The following is a 16,164-nucleotide window of genomic DNA, read 5'->3' on the forward strand; positions in this document are numbered from 1 at the left end:
ATGGACGAACGTCTCCTTTCAGGGGAATCTGGATACGAAGATGCGGATTTAGAGTATTCATTACGGCCACAGACGCTCCGTCAGTATATTGGCCAAGATAAAGCGAAACATAATTTAGAAGTTTTTATTGAAGCGGCGAAAATGCGTGAAGAAACGTTAGATCACGTACTTTTATATGGACCACCTGGACTTGGTAAAACGACGCTTGCGAATATTATTGCCAATGAAATGGGTGTTAACATTCGAACAACGTCAGGTCCCGCAATTGAAAGACCAGGAGATTTAGCGGCTGTATTAACAGCACTTCAGCCTGGGGATGTATTATTTATTGATGAAATTCATCGTTTGCATAGATCTATTGAAGAAGTGTTATACCCAGCGATGGAAGACTTTTGCCTTGATATCGTTATTGGGAAAGGACCGTCAGCTCGTTCTGTACGTCTAGACTTACCTCCATTTACGCTAGTTGGGGCAACGACGCGTGCAGGTGCATTATCAGCACCACTTCGTGACCGTTTTGGTGTGCTTTCACGATTAGAGTACTATACAGTAGATCAGCTTTCTGCGATTGTAGAACGTACAGCAGAAGTGTTTGAAGTTGAAATAGATTCGTTAGCTGCATTAGAAATTGCAAGACGTGCCCGTGGTACACCTCGTATTGCGAATCGTCTATTACGACGTGTACGTGACTTCGCACAAGTTCGCAGTGACGGAACGATTGCGATGGAAATTACACAAATGGCGTTAGAACTATTACAAGTAGATAAATTAGGACTTGATCATATCGATCATAAATTACTGCTTGGTATTATTGAAAAGTTCCGCGGTGGTCCAGTTGGATTAGAAACTGTTTCAGCAACGATTGGGGAAGAATCGCATACGATTGAAGATGTGTATGAGCCGTATTTATTACAAATTGGCTTTTTACAAAGAACGCCAAGAGGCCGGATCGTAACACCGCTCGCATATGAGCATTTCGGAATGGAGATGCCAAAAGTATGACGGAGATGCCAAAGCTGCTTATTACAGCTGGTATTTTGCTCATTGTTGTTGGATTAGCTTGGAAGTTCATAGGAAGACTTCCAGGCGATATTTTTGTGAAAAAAGGTAACGTTACCTTTTATTTTCCTATCATTACATGTATTGTGTTAAGTATTGCATTATCTTTCATTATGTATATAATAAATCGATTCAAATAAGAAATAGGTGGATACAGTTATGGATATTAATCTGTTTGATTTTCATTTACCAGAAGAACTCATTGCACAAATTCCGCTTGAAGAGCGTGAAACATCAAGATTGATGATGTTAGACCGTGAAACAGGAGATATTGAGCATAAACATTTTACGGACATTCTTTCTTACTTACATGAGGGGGATTGCTTAGTTTTAAATGAAACGAAAGTTATGCCTGCTCGCTTGCACGGTGTGAAAGAAGATACAGGTGCACACATTGAAGTGCTTCTTTTGAAACAAGAAGAAGGCGATAAGTGGGAAACGCTTATAAAGCCAGCGAAGCGTGTAAAAGAAGGGACTGTCATCTCTTTTGGTGAAGGAAAGTTAAAAGCAACTTGCATTGGAACAGCAGACCAAGGTGGGCGTCAACTTGAGTTTTCATATGACGGCATCTTTTATGAAATTTTAGACGAGCTTGGAGAAATGCCTCTTCCTCCGTATATTAAAGAGACGCTAGAAGATCGCGATCGTTATCAAACGGTATATGCGAAGGAAATCGGTTCAGCAGCAGCACCGACGGCTGGCCTTCACTTTACAGAAGAGTTACTTGAGAAATTGAAGCAAAAAGGCATTCAATTAGCATTCATTACACTCCATGTAGGACTTGGAACATTTAGACCAGTTTCTGCAGATACGATTGAAGAGCATCATATGCACGCAGAGTATTACCATATGTCTGAAGAGACAGCTGCGTTATTAAACCGCGTAAAAGAGAATGGCGGACGTATTATTACAGTAGGTACGACATCAACACGTACGTTAGAAACGATTGCGACAGATCATAGTGGTAAGCTTTGCGCCGCTTCTGGCTGGACAGATATTTTTATGTACCCAGGATATGAATTTAAAGCAATTGATGGTTTAATTACAAACTTCCATTTGCCGAAATCAACATTAATTATGCTTGTAAGTGCATTTGCAAATAGAGATAATGTACTTCATGCTTATAATGAAGCAGTAAAAGAAAAATATCGTTTCTTTAGCTTCGGTGATGCGATGTTCGTTGCATCTCACGCTAAAATGAGAAACAAATAAAAGGAGTAAATTATGACAGCAATTCGTTATGAATTTATTAAAACTTGTAAACAAACGGGTGCGCGTTTAGGTCGAGTACATACGCCGCACGGTTCATTTGATACACCAACATTTATGCCAGTTGGTACACTTGCAACAGTTAAAACGATGTCACCAGAAGAATTAAAAGCAATGGATTCTGGCATTATTTTAAGCAATACGTATCATTTATGGCTACGTCCAGGACACGAAATTATTCGTGAAGCAGGTGGCTTGCATAAGTTTATGAACTGGGATCGTGCAATCTTAACGGATTCAGGTGGATTCCAAGTATTTAGCTTAAGTGATTTCCGACGCATTGAAGAGGAAGGCGTTCATTTCCGCAATCACTTAAATGGTGATAAATTATTCTTATCTCCAGAAAAAGCAATGGAAATCCAAAATGCATTAGGTTCAGATATCATGATGGCATTTGATGAGTGTCCACCGTTCCCTGCTACTTTTGAATACATGAAGAAGTCTGTAGAGCGTACGAGCCGCTGGGCAGAGCGTTGTCTAAAGGCGCATGAACGTCCACAAGATCAAGGTTTATTCGGTATTGTACAGGGCGGGGAGTTTGAAGAACTTCGTCGCCAAAGTGCGAAAGATCTTGTTTCAATGGACTTCCCTGGCTATGCTATAGGCGGTCTATCTGTTGGTGAACCGAAGGATATTATGAATCGTGTTCTTGAGTTTACAACACCACTTCTTCCTGATGATAAACCACGTTACTTAATGGGTGTAGGTTCTCCTGACTCGTTAATTGATGGTGCGATTCGCGGTGTTGATATGTTTGACTGTGTACTTCCAACTCGTATTGCTCGAAATGGTACATGTATGACAAGTGAAGGCCGTCTAGTTGTGAAAAACGCGAAATTCGCTAGAGACTTTGGGCCGCTTGATCCGAACTGTGATTGCTACACATGTAAAAACTATTCTCGTGCGTACATTCGTCACTTAATGAAATGCGATGAAACGTTCGGAATTCGTTTAACGTCTTATCACAACCTTCATTTTCTGTTAAACTTAATGGAGCAGGTGAGACAAGCTATTCGTGAAGACCGTCTTGGCGATTTCCGCGAAGAGTTCTTTGAACAGTATGGCTTTAATAAACCGAATGCTAAAAACTTCTAATACATAATTTAAAAGGAGGAACACAAGATGAATGCAGGTATGATGAATATCGTTATGATTGTTGCGATGTTTGCGATTTTCTATTTCTTATTAATTCGCCCGCAACAAAAGCGCCAAAAAGCAGTTGCTCAAATGCAAAATGAAATCAAAAAAGGTGATGCTATCGTAACAATCGGTGGTTTACACGCTACAATCGAATCAGTGGATGAAACGAAAATTGTTGTTAAATCTGGTGGTTCACACTTAACTTTCGATCGCAATGCGATTCGTGAAGTTGTGAAAAACTAATGATGAAGGCCCTGCATGAAATGTGCAGGGCCTTTTTTTAACTATTTTGTTTTGACATATTTACACCGAAAATACCTCCGAGTGTACTCGCACCCATTAATGCTAATTGGTAGAGTAACTGTGAGTTCGATAAAGTTTGAGAGAAGCCTAAATAGTTAACGAGAAAGACGAGAAGAGTGAATGTGAGTCCTGTAGTGAAACCTACTAACCAACCTTTTCCTTGTGCCTTTTTACCAGCAATGAATCCAGACATAAGCATAGATAGAAGGGCTATTATAAAAATAGTAATTACTAATGTCCCTTCATTAATATTCGTAAATTTTAATAAAAGAGCCATGATCATACTTGTAATAGATGCGAGGATTAATAGGGTAATAATACCGAAGCCGATTGCGCTCGATAATTTTTTCGTTCCATCCATTATGCATTCCCCCTTTTTAATACAAGCATATTTTCATTTTGTTTAAGTTAGACTAGTTTCTTTTTTGTAGGGGAGCCTATAAGTAAAAAAAGGGGATGTAGAAATGGAATGGGTATCAATAATCGGACGAACAATGCTTTTGTATACAATCATTTTAATTATTTTTCGTCTTATGGGTAAACGTGAAATTGGAGAATTAAGTGTATTAGATTTGGTTGTATTCATTATGCTTGGTGAAATGGCTGTAGTGGCAATTGAAAATACAGATAAATCACTTTGGCATCAATTAGTTCCAATGATTTTTCTAATGTGTATACAAATCATTTTGTCGGTCATTTCTTTAAAGTTCCAGCGTTTTCGGCATTTAATAGAAGGAGAGCCTGCGATTCTTGTGAATGCAGGTAAAATTGATGAAAAAAAGATGCGGAAGCAGCGATATAACATAGATGATTTATTGATGCAACTACGTGAGCAAGGAATCGGAGATGTGCGTGATGTAGAATACGCTATTTTAGAACCATCTGGAAAGTTATCTGTGTTTCAAAAACAAAAAAGTAAAAAAAGCAAAAATGATACACCAATTTTTACACTCCCACTAATTATAGATGGAGAAATTCAATACAATCATTTGCAAATGATTGAGCATACAAATGAGTGGCTCGTTGAGAAATTGAATAACTTAGGTTATAAAGATGTGAAACAGATTGTATATTGTAGTTTTCAAAATGGACAATTTTTTGTTGATTTGAAAGAAAATTAGAGGCTTACCATTTTGAATGGCAAGCCCGCTTACTTCAAAAATGAAAGTTTCCGAATGATAGGGAGACGACTTAATTCTTCTTTTCGAATGAGTTTGAAAACGAAGAGGAGAACGATATAAACGATTGTTGTTAAGGTAATTTCCCATAATGTTTGTACGCCAAGTGAATGAGAGAAAACGATATGCTTATGAAGATAAAAACCGAAGGTACCAGCAATCCCGATAGCAATTCCGCCGAAAATATAATCTTTTGCGTAAATGGTAAATGTAATTTTCTTTAAAACAGTGGCGTAGTGAAGGAATGTTACGGTTACTATATTCGCTGCGATGGCGAGGGCAACCCCCATCATTTGGAACTCTGGGCGTGAAGCGAGTGCAAAGATAACGATTAATTTTACGATAGCGCCAATAAAGGTGTTCATCATAGCAGCGCGTGCTAAGTTTAAAGCTTGCAAGACAGACGTAAGGGGACTTTGGAAATAATGAAATAAAAAGCAAGGTGCAAGAAGCTGGATGAATGCGGCCGCGTTGTCTGATCCGTACATGAGAGTTAAAACTGGAGAAGCAAATACATATAATATAACGACTGACCATCCACCGGTTATTAAGGAAATTCGAAGTGCTTGTTGTAATCGGTGTTCCACTAATTTGTGTTGTCTCTTTGCCATTGCCTCGCTAATTGATGGGATGAGTGCTGTAGAAAGAGCATATGTAATAAAGGCTGGCAGTGATAGAAGCGGGAACGCATATCCGTTTAATATACCGTATTGCTGAGTTGCGACAGAAGCAGCAACGCCGGCGATCGCTAAGCTTTGCATAACGACGATAGGTTCAAAGAAATAAGAAACGGAACCAATTAAACGGCTTCCTGTAGTTGGTAAAGCAATGTCCATAAGGGAATAAAACGTATTTTTGCTCTCCTTTACAGTAGTGAAAAATCCAGAGCGTATAGATAAATGTTTTTCGCGTTGGAATAAAGTAAGTAAAAATAATAAAGATGCAACTTCGCCAAGAACAGCTGATAGCATGGCACCGGCTGCAGCATATTCTACGCCGTAAGGTAAAAATAACCGAATGCATACAGCGATAATTGTAATGCGGACAACTTGTTCTATGACTTGAGCATAAGCGCTCGGCTTCATATTTTGTTTCCCTTGGAAATAACCACGTAAAACGGAAGAAACTGCAATAACAGGGACGACAGGTAAAATAGCCATTAATGGATAGTAAGTTCTTTCATCTGTTAATAATGTTTTTGCTAAAATAGGTGTGAGTAGCATAATCCCAATTGTTAAAATGATACTAATAATGGATGTAACGGCTAGCGAGACAGTTAATATTTTTTTAACTTTTTGTTTATCGTTCACTGCTTCCGCTTCTGCTACAAATTTTGCGATTGCAACAGGAAGGCCAATTTGTGTTAATGTAATTGCTAAAATGAAGGTGGGGACAGCCATCATATAAAGGCCAACGCCTTCTTCGCCTAAAATACGTGCCATTACAATGCGGTTAATAAATCCAAGGATTTTTGTAATAAAGCCAGCTATCATTAAAATAAATGCACCTTTTAAAAAGCTTTGTTTCGTCATGGTCTTCTCCTACCTTCTCAAAATCAATGGAATGATTTACAATAATTTATATGCACGTATGAGACAAGAATGACAAGCATTTAAGAGAGTGAAGTATGAATGGTACTCTTGAAAGAAGTTATTACTGTCCATTAGAGCGGGATTAAAAGCGACTTTTCGTGCTGAAATAAGAAGGAGATGTTATATATGTTGGATAAAGAGGCTTTGGTAGAATCATACCGCGGACAGTTACAAGTCGTTTTAGAAAGTAAAGTAGAAGAGTTTCACATGTTTGGTTATGACCGAGTGACAGATAATGATATTTGGAAGTTTCTCAAGGTGAAAAAGTGGAAAAAGATAGACAGTGATGTTAGGTTGTATGCATTAGTAAATGATGTATTAAGAGTAAGTACTAATGAATATATGAATTATTTAACTGTTGAAGCATATCAGGCGCCACTTTGGTCGTTTGATGAATATGAAAATAAATAACCGACTGTAATTGGTTTGTTCTTCCTTTTGCAGTATAATGATAGGTATTGATAAAGAGGAATTAATTATGTCTAAGATTATATATAAAGGAGGTAGTGAAGAGAAAAAATAAATAATAGAAGTGTAGGTATTGTGAAAAGCTTACCGACACAGCTAGTGATGAACTAGCGGAAATACATGTATTTTATAGAAAGTAAGTCTACTAACTAGGCGTATGCACACGTGCAAAAATGAATCGTAAGAGATTTATTGAAAGTGTTAGTAGCAGAAAGAGGGTACATATGGCAAAGCGTGGTACAAGAATTGCCGCCTTTTTCCTCATCGTTTTATTAATTGGTGGAGTAATTGGTGCGGCAGGAAAAGACATAGCAAAAGGAATTAGTCTAGGACTAGACCTTCGCGGTGGTTTTGAAATTCTGTATGAAGTAAAACCAGCCAAAAAAGGTGATAAAATCGATCGTGATGCACTTGTAAGTACAGTAGGTGCTCTTGAAAATCGTGTCAATGTTCTTGGTGTAAGTGAGCCGAACATTCAAATCGAAGGGGAAGATCGAATTCGTGTACAGCTTGCTGGTGTACAAGATCAGCAAAAAGCACGTGAAATGTTATCAACACAAGCGAAACTAACATTCCGTGATGTGGATGACAATCTTCTTATGGACGGAACGGATTTAAAAGGCGGCGGAGCGAAGCAAACATTTGATGAGCAAGGCCGTGCGAGCGTAGGTCTTACACTAAAAAGCGCTGAGAAATTCCGTGAAGTAACTGAAAAGATTTCAAAAATGCCACCACCAACGAATTTAATGGTAATTTGGCTTGATTTTGAAGAAGGAAAAGATTCATATAAAGCAGAATCTGCAAAACCGAATCCGAAGTTTTTATCAGCAGCAACAGTAAGCCAAGTATTTAACCAAGCTGAAGTATCTATCGTAGGTGGAAACTTTACAGTTGAAAGTGCGAAAGAACTTTCATCTTTATTAAATGCAGGTGCACTTCCTGTTGATTTAAAAGAAATGTATTCAACATCTGTTGGAGCGAAATTTGGTCAACAAGCATTAGAGCAAACGATTTTCGCTAGTGCGATCGGTATTGCTATTATCTTCTTATTCATGCTTGTATTCTACCGTTTACCAGGACTTGTAGCGGTTATTATGTTAGGTTTATACATTTTCGTTACATTACTTGTCTTTAACTGGATGCATGCAGTTCTTACGTTACCGGGTATTGCAGCATTAGTGCTCGGGGTTGGTATCGCAGTTGATGCGAATATCATTACGTACGAGAGATTGAAGGAAGAGCTTAAAATTGGTAAGTCGATGATGTCAGCATTCCGTGCTGGTAACCATCGTTCATTATCGACAATTTTAGATGCGAACGTTACAACAATTGCAGCAGCTGGTGTATTATTCGCTTACGGTAATAGCTCTGTAAAAGGATTCGCAACAAGTTTAATCGTAAGTATTTTAGTTGGTTTCATTACGAACGTATTCGGTACTCGTTTCTTACTAGGTTTACTTGTAAAGAGCCGTTACTTTGATAAGAAACTATCTTATTTTGGTGTTAAGGAAAAGGATATTATTCCATTAACAAAAGGTGTAGTACATCCACCGACGAGATTTGATCGTATTAATTTCGTAAATATCGGTCATAAATTCTTCTTATTCTCAATTGTAGTTGTAATTGCTGGGGCAATTATATTACCGATCTTCAAAATGAATCTTGGTATTGACTTTGCAAGTGGTACACGTATCGACTTGCAATCAAAACAAGCAACTACTGTTTCTAATGTTCATAAAGATTTGAAAGAATTGAACATCGATGTGAAGGAAGAAGATATTGTACCGACCGGAGATGACAATAAAGGTTTCGCGGTTCGTACGTTAGGCGTTTTATCGAAAGATGAAATTGCGAAAACAAAAACATTCTTCCACGATAAATACGGTACAGATCCAAACGTAAGTACAGTTTCGCCGACAATCGGTAAAGAGATTGCACGAAATGCATTCATCGCGGTTCTGATAGCTTCATTGGTTATCATCTTATACGTAAGTATTCGTTTCCGTCTTACGTACGCAGTATCTGCAGTAATCGCATTATTACATGATGCGTTCGTTATGATTGTTGTGTTTAGTCTTTTCCAGATAGAGGTAGACTTAACGTTTATCGCTGCGGTATTAACGATTATTGGTTACTCTATCAATGACTCAATCGTTACGTTTGATAGAAACCGTGAGTTATACAACCAGAAAAAACGAGTTCGCGATATAAAAGATTTAGAAGAAATCGTAAACTCAAGTATTCGTCAAACAATTGGTCGTTCAATTAATACAGTGTTAACAGTGTTATTCCCGGTAATCACACTACTTATTTTCGGTAGTGAATCACTGCGTAACTTCTCACTTGCATTATTAATTGGATTAGTTGTAGGTACGTACTCTTCTATTTTCGTGGCTTCTCAAATTTGGTTAATGCTTGAAAACCGTCGTTTGAAAAGGGGCAAAAACAAGAAGAAGGTTGAGAAAGAAGTATCTGAACCGCAAGTATAAAAAATAAAGTGAAACTTTAATCAGTGGGGGTTTTGTTCATCCCCCACTGATTATTAGCCTTCACCAATCGGGCTTTTACGGGAAGTTATCTCCCACCTAACTTCCTCGCATTCGCCGGATTTTGAGGTGGGAGTCTTACTGCCCACAAATAGCGGGATAAAACATATAAAAAGATGGTGTCTCTATATGAGGCATCTCTTTTTCGTTTGCGGACACAATAAAGTAGCGCCTTTTTTAAAGGGGAGATAAATGGAAGAAAGTGGTGATGTTATCTTTGTTTTTGTTACAATAAAGTGAAACTTTAATCAGTGGGAGTCTTACTGCTCGTTAAAGCGGGATAAAACGATAGGTTAAGAAAAGAAGGGATTTCAATTATGGAAAAAGATGAACGTTTTAAACAGGCCGAGTTTGGTGCTATTGTCGGAATCGTTGGTAATATTATATTAGCGATTGTAAAAGCGGTAATTGGTTATATTGGAAACAGTAAGGCACTTTTAGCGGATGCGGTGCATTCTGGATCAGATGTAATTGGCTCGTTAGCTGTACTTTTTGGATTACGAGCAGCAAAGCAACCGCCTGATGAAGATCATCCGTATGGTCATGGTAAAGCGGAATCGATTTCAGCGATTATTGTTGCGGTATTATTATTTATTGTTGGAATAGAGATAGCGATTTCGTCTATAAAAGCTTTTTCACAAGATTTAGAACCACCAAAAGGAATTACGATTTTTGCAGTTATTCTTTCGATTGTAGTGAAAGAAGGGATGTTTCAGTATAAATATCGATTAGGGAAGAGGATAAATAGTGATGCAATTATTGCAAATGCATATGAACATCGTTCGGATGTGTTTTCTTCAATTGCAGCTTTAATCGGCATTTGTGCAGCTATTATCGGCGGTAAGTTAGGCATAGATTGGCTTGTATATGCCGATCCAATTGCGGGATTATTTGTTTCAATTCTCGTTGCTAAGATGGCGTGGAGTATTGGAGCAGAAGCTATTCATGCAACGCTCGATCATGTTCTGCATGAAGAAGATGCTGTTCCGCTTAGGGAGGCAGTTTTTCAAGTGGAAGGTGTGAAGAAAATCGGCTCTTTATATGCAAGGGAACATGGCCACTATGTTATTGTTGATATTAAAATATCTGTAGATCCATATATCACTGTAGAAGAAGGTCACCGCATCGGAAAACATGTAAAAGAAAAACTTATGAAACAAGATAACGTACAAAATGTTTTTGTACATATTAATCCGTATTCTCCAAATTAAACATAACGGATATTTAATTATATAGATATTGAATCGTAGTTTGCATTATATTGTCACCCCTTAATCTGTCTTGTATAATGGATAGGTTAAGGGGTGATTTCGTGTTACAACCGAAGACGCGTTGGAAAGAAAAAGAATATAATGAGGAACTAGTGAGTGAATTAGCAAATAAATTGCAACTATCACCTCTTGTGACTTCATTATTTCTCGGCAGAGGCTTAAATACAGAAGATAAGATTGTAGACTTTTTAAATACAGCAGATCAAGAATTTCATGATCCATTTTTACTTGAAGGAATGGATCGGACTGTAGAACGTGTGAAAAAAGCCATTGAAAATGGAGAACAAATATTAATATTTGGTGATTATGATGCGGATGGAGTAAGTAGTACGACTGTATTATATCTTGCTCTCAAAGAATTAGGTGCAGAAGTAGAGTTTTATATTCCAAATCGTTTTACTGAAGGCTATGGGCCAAATGAAGAAGCGTTTCGTTGGGCGCACAGTGCAGGGTTCTCACTAATTATTACTGTCGATACTGGTATCGCAGCGGTACATGAAGCGAAGGTAGCGAAGGAACTTGGGATAGATCTTATTATTACAGATCATCATGAGCCGCCACCAGAGTTACCAGAGGCATTTGCGATTATTCATCCGAAATTAGAAGGCGGTGTTTATCCGTTTCATTATTTAGCGGGTGTTGGTGTTGCATTTAAAGTTGCACATGCACTTTTGGGCCGTGTACCAGAGCATTTATTAGAAATTGCAGTAATCGGTACGGTAGCCGATTTAGTATCGCTTCACGGTGAAAATAGATTGTTAGTACAGCGTGGACTGAAGCATATGCGAATGACTCGAAATATCGGTTTAAAGGCGTTATTTAAAGTTGCTAACGTTTCGCAAAGCGAAATTACAGAAGAAAGCATCGGATTCTCACTCGCACCTCGTATTAATGCAGTTGGTCGTTTGGAAGATGCAACACCTGCTGTACACCTTTTATTATCAGAAGATCCAGAGGAAGCGAAAGAGCTAGCTGAAGAAATTGATGGGCTGAACACACTTCGAAAAGATATTGTAAAGCAAATTACAGAAGAAGCTATCGCTGAAGTCGAAAATAATTTCCCGCCAGAAGAAAATAAAGTATTAGTCCTTGCAAAAGAAGGTTGGAATCCAGGGGTAATTGGGATTGTCGCTTCTAAGTTAGTTGAACGTTTTTATCGTCCGACGATTGTATTAAGCATTGATCCTCATAAAGAAACAGCAAAGGGATCGGCTCGTAGTATTGCAGGATTTGATTTGTTTGCAAACCTTTCAGATTGCCGTGAATTGTTACCGCATTTCGGAGGTCATCCGATGGCGGCGGGAATGACGCTTAATATGAATGATGTGGATGAATTAAGACGCAGGTTAAATGAGCAAGCAGATGTAATTTTAACAGAAGAAGATTTTATTCCGATTACAGCAGTGGATGCATTTTGTAAAGTAGAGGATGTAACGCTTGCCGCGATTGAGGAGATGCAAAAGTTAGCGCCATTTGGCGTAGGAAATCCGAAACCGCGTATTGCGGTGAAAGATGCTGACTTAGAAAGTATCCGTGCAATTGGATCTGATGGATCTCATTTGAAAATGGCTCTTCGTGAGGGACAAGCAACACTGGATACAATTGGATTTGGATTTGGTGCTTATGCGAAAGAAATCTCTCCAGTTGCGAAGGTTTCTGTAGTAGGAGAAGCGTCCATTAATGAATGGAATAACTTTAAAAAGCCGCAATTAATGGTGCAAGATATTGCTGTAGAGGCATGGCAATTATTTGACTGGCGTAGTATGCGTAATGTAGAAGCAAATTTAGCAGAACTTCCGAAAGAAAAAATAACCATGGTGTATTTTTCTGAAGAGGTATTGAATAAGTTTTCTTTAGAAGGCTATAAAGAACAGCTTGTGCATGCATCAGAGGTAACACATTTAGATGATCAATATATTGTGTTACTCGATTTGCCGAAAGGAACAGATGAATTGCGTGATTTATTTAAAGTAGGATTTCCATCTCGAATTTACACGCTATTTTATCAAGAGAACAATCATTTATTTAGTACAGTTCCAACGAGGGAACACTTTAAATGGTACTATTCTTTCTTAAGCCAAAAAACATCATTTTCTTTAAAGCAATATGGGGAACAACTGTGTCGTCATAAAGGTTGGTCAAAAGATACAGTAAATTTCATGACACAGGTGTTTTTTGAGTTAGAATTTGTTACAATAAAAGACGGTGTCATTTTTATGGCAGATAAAAAACAAAAGCGTGATTTAATTGAATCGAACACATATCGTGAGAAAATGAACCACTTACAATTAGAGAAAGAATTGGTTTATAGTACATATCAGCAACTATATACATGGTTTGAAACGATTCGTAATCATAAATAAGTAGAACAGTTAGGGTAAAGGATTTGTATTTACAAACCTTTTATATCTGAGGAGGATTCAGAAATATGGATTTCAAGCAACATATCGCAATTGTACCAGACTATCCGAAAGAAGGTATTGTGTTCAAAGACATTACACCTTTAATGAACGACGGAAAAGCATATAAAGCAGCAACAGATGCAATCGTTGAGTATGCAAAAAAAAGAGACATTGATGTTGTAGTAGGACCAGAAGCGCGTGGTTTTATTATCGGTTGCCCAGTTTCTTATGCATTAGAATTAGGTTTCGCACCAGTTCGTAAATTAGGGAAATTACCACGTGAAGTAATTACAGTTGACTACGGTAAAGAGTATGGAACGGATGTTTTAACAATCCATAAAGATGCAATTAAGCCAGGTCAACGTGTATTAATTACAGATGACCTATTAGCTACAGGTGGAACAATCGAAGCGACAATTAAACTAGTTGAAGAACTTGGCGGAGTTGTAGCAGGAATTGCATTCTTAGTAGAGCTTACTTACTTAGATGGTCGTAAAATGTTAGATGGTTACGATGTATTAGTATTAGAAAAATACTAATCATTATATAGGTGAAACTACGGTGATAAAAAAGGTACCCGTGAATCTCTTGGAGAGGAGCGGGTACTTTTGTATAATTGCACAAAAAAACATGGTGAAATGTCAGTAAAATCTTTTCCTTTTCACAATTCACAATCATTGGGTTATAATGATAGAATATAAATTATTCTATTCAATAAAGATAAAGTCAATTTTCAATAAAAGGTGATTCGATGGCAAATGAGCAAGTACTAACAGCTGAACAGGTACTCGAGAAAGCAAGTCAATATTTAGCGGATGAAGATATTGAGCTAGTGGCACGTGCCTATGAATATGCGCGTGATGCACATAGCGAACAATATAGAAAATCGGGTGAACCATATATTATTCACCCAATTCAAGTTGCAGGTATTTTAGTTGATTTACACATGGATCCGGCTACAGTATCGGCAGGTTTCTTGCATGATGTAGTGGAAGATACAGAAATTACATTAGAAGATATTGAACGAGAATTTAATAAAGAAATCGCTATGCTTGTTGATGGTGTTACAAAGCTTGGAAAGATTAAATATAAATCCCATGAGCAGCAACAAGCAGAAAACCATCGCAAAATGTTTATTGCAATGGCTCAAGATATTCGAGTTATTTTAATTAAACTAGCTGATCGTCTTCATAACATGCGTACATTGAAACATTTGCCTCAAGAGAAGCAGCGTCGCATTGCAAATGAAACGTTAGAAATCTTTGCACCTTTAGCACATAGACTCGGAATTAATACTATTAAATGGGAGCTAGAGGATACGTCACTTCGCTATTTAAACCCGCAGCAATATTACCGTATTGTGAACTTAATGAAGCGTAAACGTGCAGAGCGTGAAGAATATTTAGATGAAGTAATGACTGGCATTCGTGAGAAATTAAAAGAAGTTGCAATTCAACCTGAGATTTCTGGAAGACCAAAGCATATTTACAGCATTTATCGTAAGATGGCACTGCAAAATAAACAGTTCAATGAAATTTATGATTTATTAGCTGTACGTGTTGTTGTAAATAGTATTAAAGATTGTTATGCGGTACTTGGAATTATTCATACGTGCTGGAAGCCAATGCCGGGTCGTTTTAAAGATTATATTGCAATGCCAAAAGCAAATCTATATCAATCTCTTCATACGACTGTAATTGGGCCGAAAGGTGATCCACTTGAAGTGCAAATTCGTACGAAAGAAATGCACGAAATTGCAGAATTCGGGATTGCGGCACATTGGGCGTATAAAGAAGGTAAAGCAGCAGAAACAACGGGTACATTAGAGAAAAAACTAACATGGTTCCGTCAAATATTAGAATGGCAAAATGAAGCTTCTAATGCAGAAGAGTTTATGGAATCATTAAAAATTGATTTGTTCTCTGATATGGTATTTGTCTTTACACCGAAAGGCGATGTAATGGAATTACCTCTTGGCTCTGTCCCAATTGATTTTTCATATCGTGTCCATTCGGAAATTGGAAACAAAACAATTGGTGCAAAAGTAAACGGGAAAATGGTGACACTTGATTATAAGCTGAAAACTGGTGACATCATTGAAATTTTAACATCGAAACATTCGTATGGCCCAAGTCAAGATTGGGTAAAGCTTGCTCAAACATCTCATGCGAAAAATAAAATACGTCAATTCTTTAAGAAGCAACGTAGAGATGAAAATATTGAAAAAGGCCGTGAACTTGTTGAAAAAGAAGTGCGTGGCTTAGAGTATGAAATGAAAGAAGTATTAGCACTTGATAATTTAAAACGTGTTGCTGAGAAGTTTAACTTTGCAAATGAAGAAGATATGTTTGCAGCAGTTGGATACAACGGAATTACAGCTGCACAAATTGTTACGCGACTAACGGACAAGTTCCGTAAACAACGTGAAGAAGAAGAAATCGTTGAAGTTAAAGAAGTTCGTAAACCGATGAAAATTCGAAAATGGGATTCTGGTGTAAAGGTAAGTGGTGCAGATAATTTGTTAATTCGTTTATCAAAATGCTGTAACCCAGTTCCAGGTGATGATATCGTTGGGTATATTACGAAAGGTCGAGGCGTATCAATTCACCGTTGCGATTGTGTCAATGTGCATACAGAAGAAGCGGTAGAGCGTTTACTAGAAGTAGATTGGGAAGGTAGTCCTGAAAAAGAAATTGAATACAATGTTGATATTGAAATTTCAGGCTATGATCGTCGCGGTTTATTGAATGAAGTATTACAAGCTGTTACAGAAACGAAGACGTATATCTCAGCTGTTTCTGGTAGAAGTGATCGTAATAAGATGGCAACGATTAACATGTCGATTTCTATTCGAAACTTACAACACTTGAAAAAAGTAGTAGAGCGCATTAAACGTGTTCCAGAAATTTATGCTGTACGACGCATGATGCATTAAT

14 protein-coding genes are annotated in these 16,164 nt (G+C 37.7%); 12 read left to right on the top strand and 2 right to left on the bottom strand.

Annotated features, from left to right (window positions below; genetic code table 11):
* From ruvB to yajC, 5 genes are read left to right on the top strand one after another with little or no spacing between them, the layout of a single operon-like run.
* Window positions 1-1,002, top strand: a complete 1,002-nt coding sequence (ruvB, locus tag MKX77_RS02830) for a Holliday junction branch migration DNA helicase RuvB (protein ID WP_000344470.1) — start codon at window positions 1-3, stop codon at window positions 1,000-1,002.
* On the top strand, window positions 999-1,199 hold the full coding sequence (locus MKX77_RS02835) for a DUF2905 domain-containing protein (RefSeq protein WP_000138161.1): 201 nt from the start codon (window positions 999-1,001) through the stop codon (window positions 1,197-1,199). Before ruvB ends, MKX77_RS02835 begins: the two co-directional genes overlap by 4 nt.
* Window positions 1,200-1,218: 19 nt before the next feature.
* Window positions 1,219-2,271 (top strand): tRNA preQ1(34) S-adenosylmethionine ribosyltransferase-isomerase QueA, encoded by a 1,053-nt coding sequence (gene queA / locus MKX77_RS02840; protein ID WP_341305789.1) that lies wholly within the window; start codon window positions 1,219-1,221, stop codon window positions 2,269-2,271.
* Window positions 2,272-2,283: 12 nt separating this feature from the next.
* A complete protein-coding gene (tgt, locus tag MKX77_RS02845; protein WP_002015319.1) occupies window positions 2,284-3,423 on the top strand; it encodes a tRNA guanosine(34) transglycosylase Tgt in 1,140 nt (379 codons plus the stop codon).
* 27 nt (window positions 3,424-3,450) lie between these two features.
* On the top strand, window positions 3,451-3,711 hold the full coding sequence (gene yajC, locus MKX77_RS02850; RefSeq protein ID WP_002034132.1) for a preprotein translocase subunit YajC: 261 nt from the start codon (window positions 3,451-3,453) through the stop codon (window positions 3,709-3,711).
* A gap of 37 nt (window positions 3,712-3,748) precedes the next feature.
* On the opposite strand, the gene MKX77_RS02855 is transcribed toward yajC, so the two are convergent.
* Entirely contained in the window at window positions 3,749-4,132 is a 384-nt protein-coding gene (locus MKX77_RS02855; RefSeq protein WP_070144970.1) for a TIGR04086 family membrane protein, read from the bottom strand.
* A 103-nt stretch (window positions 4,133-4,235) separates the two neighbouring features.
* On the opposite strand from MKX77_RS02855, the gene MKX77_RS02860 reads away from it, so the two are divergent.
* Window positions 4,236-4,892, top strand: coding sequence for a DUF421 domain-containing protein (locus MKX77_RS02860; RefSeq protein WP_002112002.1), 657 nt, complete (start codon window positions 4,236-4,238; stop codon window positions 4,890-4,892).
* A gap of 29 nt (window positions 4,893-4,921) precedes the next feature.
* Here MKX77_RS02860 and spoVB read toward each other — a convergent pair whose 3' ends face one another.
* Window positions 4,922-6,481, bottom strand: coding sequence for a stage V sporulation protein B (gene spoVB, locus MKX77_RS02865; RefSeq protein WP_341305790.1), 1,560 nt, complete (start codon window positions 6,479-6,481; stop codon window positions 4,922-4,924).
* Between the two features lie 186 nt (window positions 6,482-6,667).
* Between spoVB and MKX77_RS02870 the strand changes: the two genes are divergently transcribed.
* The 6 genes from MKX77_RS02870 (at window position 6,668) to relA (ending at window position 16,163) form a co-directional block, all read left to right on the top strand.
* A complete protein-coding gene (locus tag MKX77_RS02870; RefSeq protein WP_002088778.1) occupies window positions 6,668-6,952 on the top strand; it encodes a post-transcriptional regulator in 285 nt (94 codons plus the stop codon).
* Window positions 6,953-7,233: 281 nt separating this feature from the next.
* On the top strand, window positions 7,234-9,498 hold the full coding sequence (gene secDF, locus MKX77_RS02875; protein ID WP_341305791.1) for a protein translocase subunit SecDF: 2,265 nt from the start codon (window positions 7,234-7,236) through the stop codon (window positions 9,496-9,498).
* Window positions 9,499-9,872: 374 nt separating this feature from the next.
* Window positions 9,873-10,766: a cation diffusion facilitator family transporter gene (locus MKX77_RS02880; RefSeq protein ID WP_215554271.1), complete on the top strand. Its 894-nt coding sequence runs from the start codon at window positions 9,873-9,875 to the stop codon at window positions 10,764-10,766.
* A 101-nt stretch (window positions 10,767-10,867) separates the two neighbouring features.
* On the top strand, window positions 10,868-13,189 hold the full coding sequence (gene recJ, locus MKX77_RS02885) for a single-stranded-DNA-specific exonuclease RecJ (protein WP_341305792.1): 2,322 nt from the start codon (window positions 10,868-10,870) through the stop codon (window positions 13,187-13,189).
* Window positions 13,190-13,254: 65 nt separating this feature from the next.
* Window positions 13,255-13,767: an adenine phosphoribosyltransferase gene (locus MKX77_RS02890; RefSeq protein WP_341305793.1), complete on the top strand. Its 513-nt coding sequence runs from the start codon at window positions 13,255-13,257 to the stop codon at window positions 13,765-13,767.
* A gap of 212 nt (window positions 13,768-13,979) precedes the next feature.
* Entirely contained in the window at window positions 13,980-16,163 is a 2,184-nt protein-coding gene (relA, locus tag MKX77_RS02895) for a GTP diphosphokinase (RefSeq protein ID WP_085312421.1), read from the top strand.
* Window position 16,164: the final 1 nt, after the last annotated feature.

The organism is Bacillus sp. FSL R9-9410, assembly GCF_038050385.1.
Taxonomy (GTDB): domain Bacteria; phylum Bacillota; class Bacilli; order Bacillales; family Bacillaceae_G; genus Bacillus_A; species Bacillus_A cereus_U.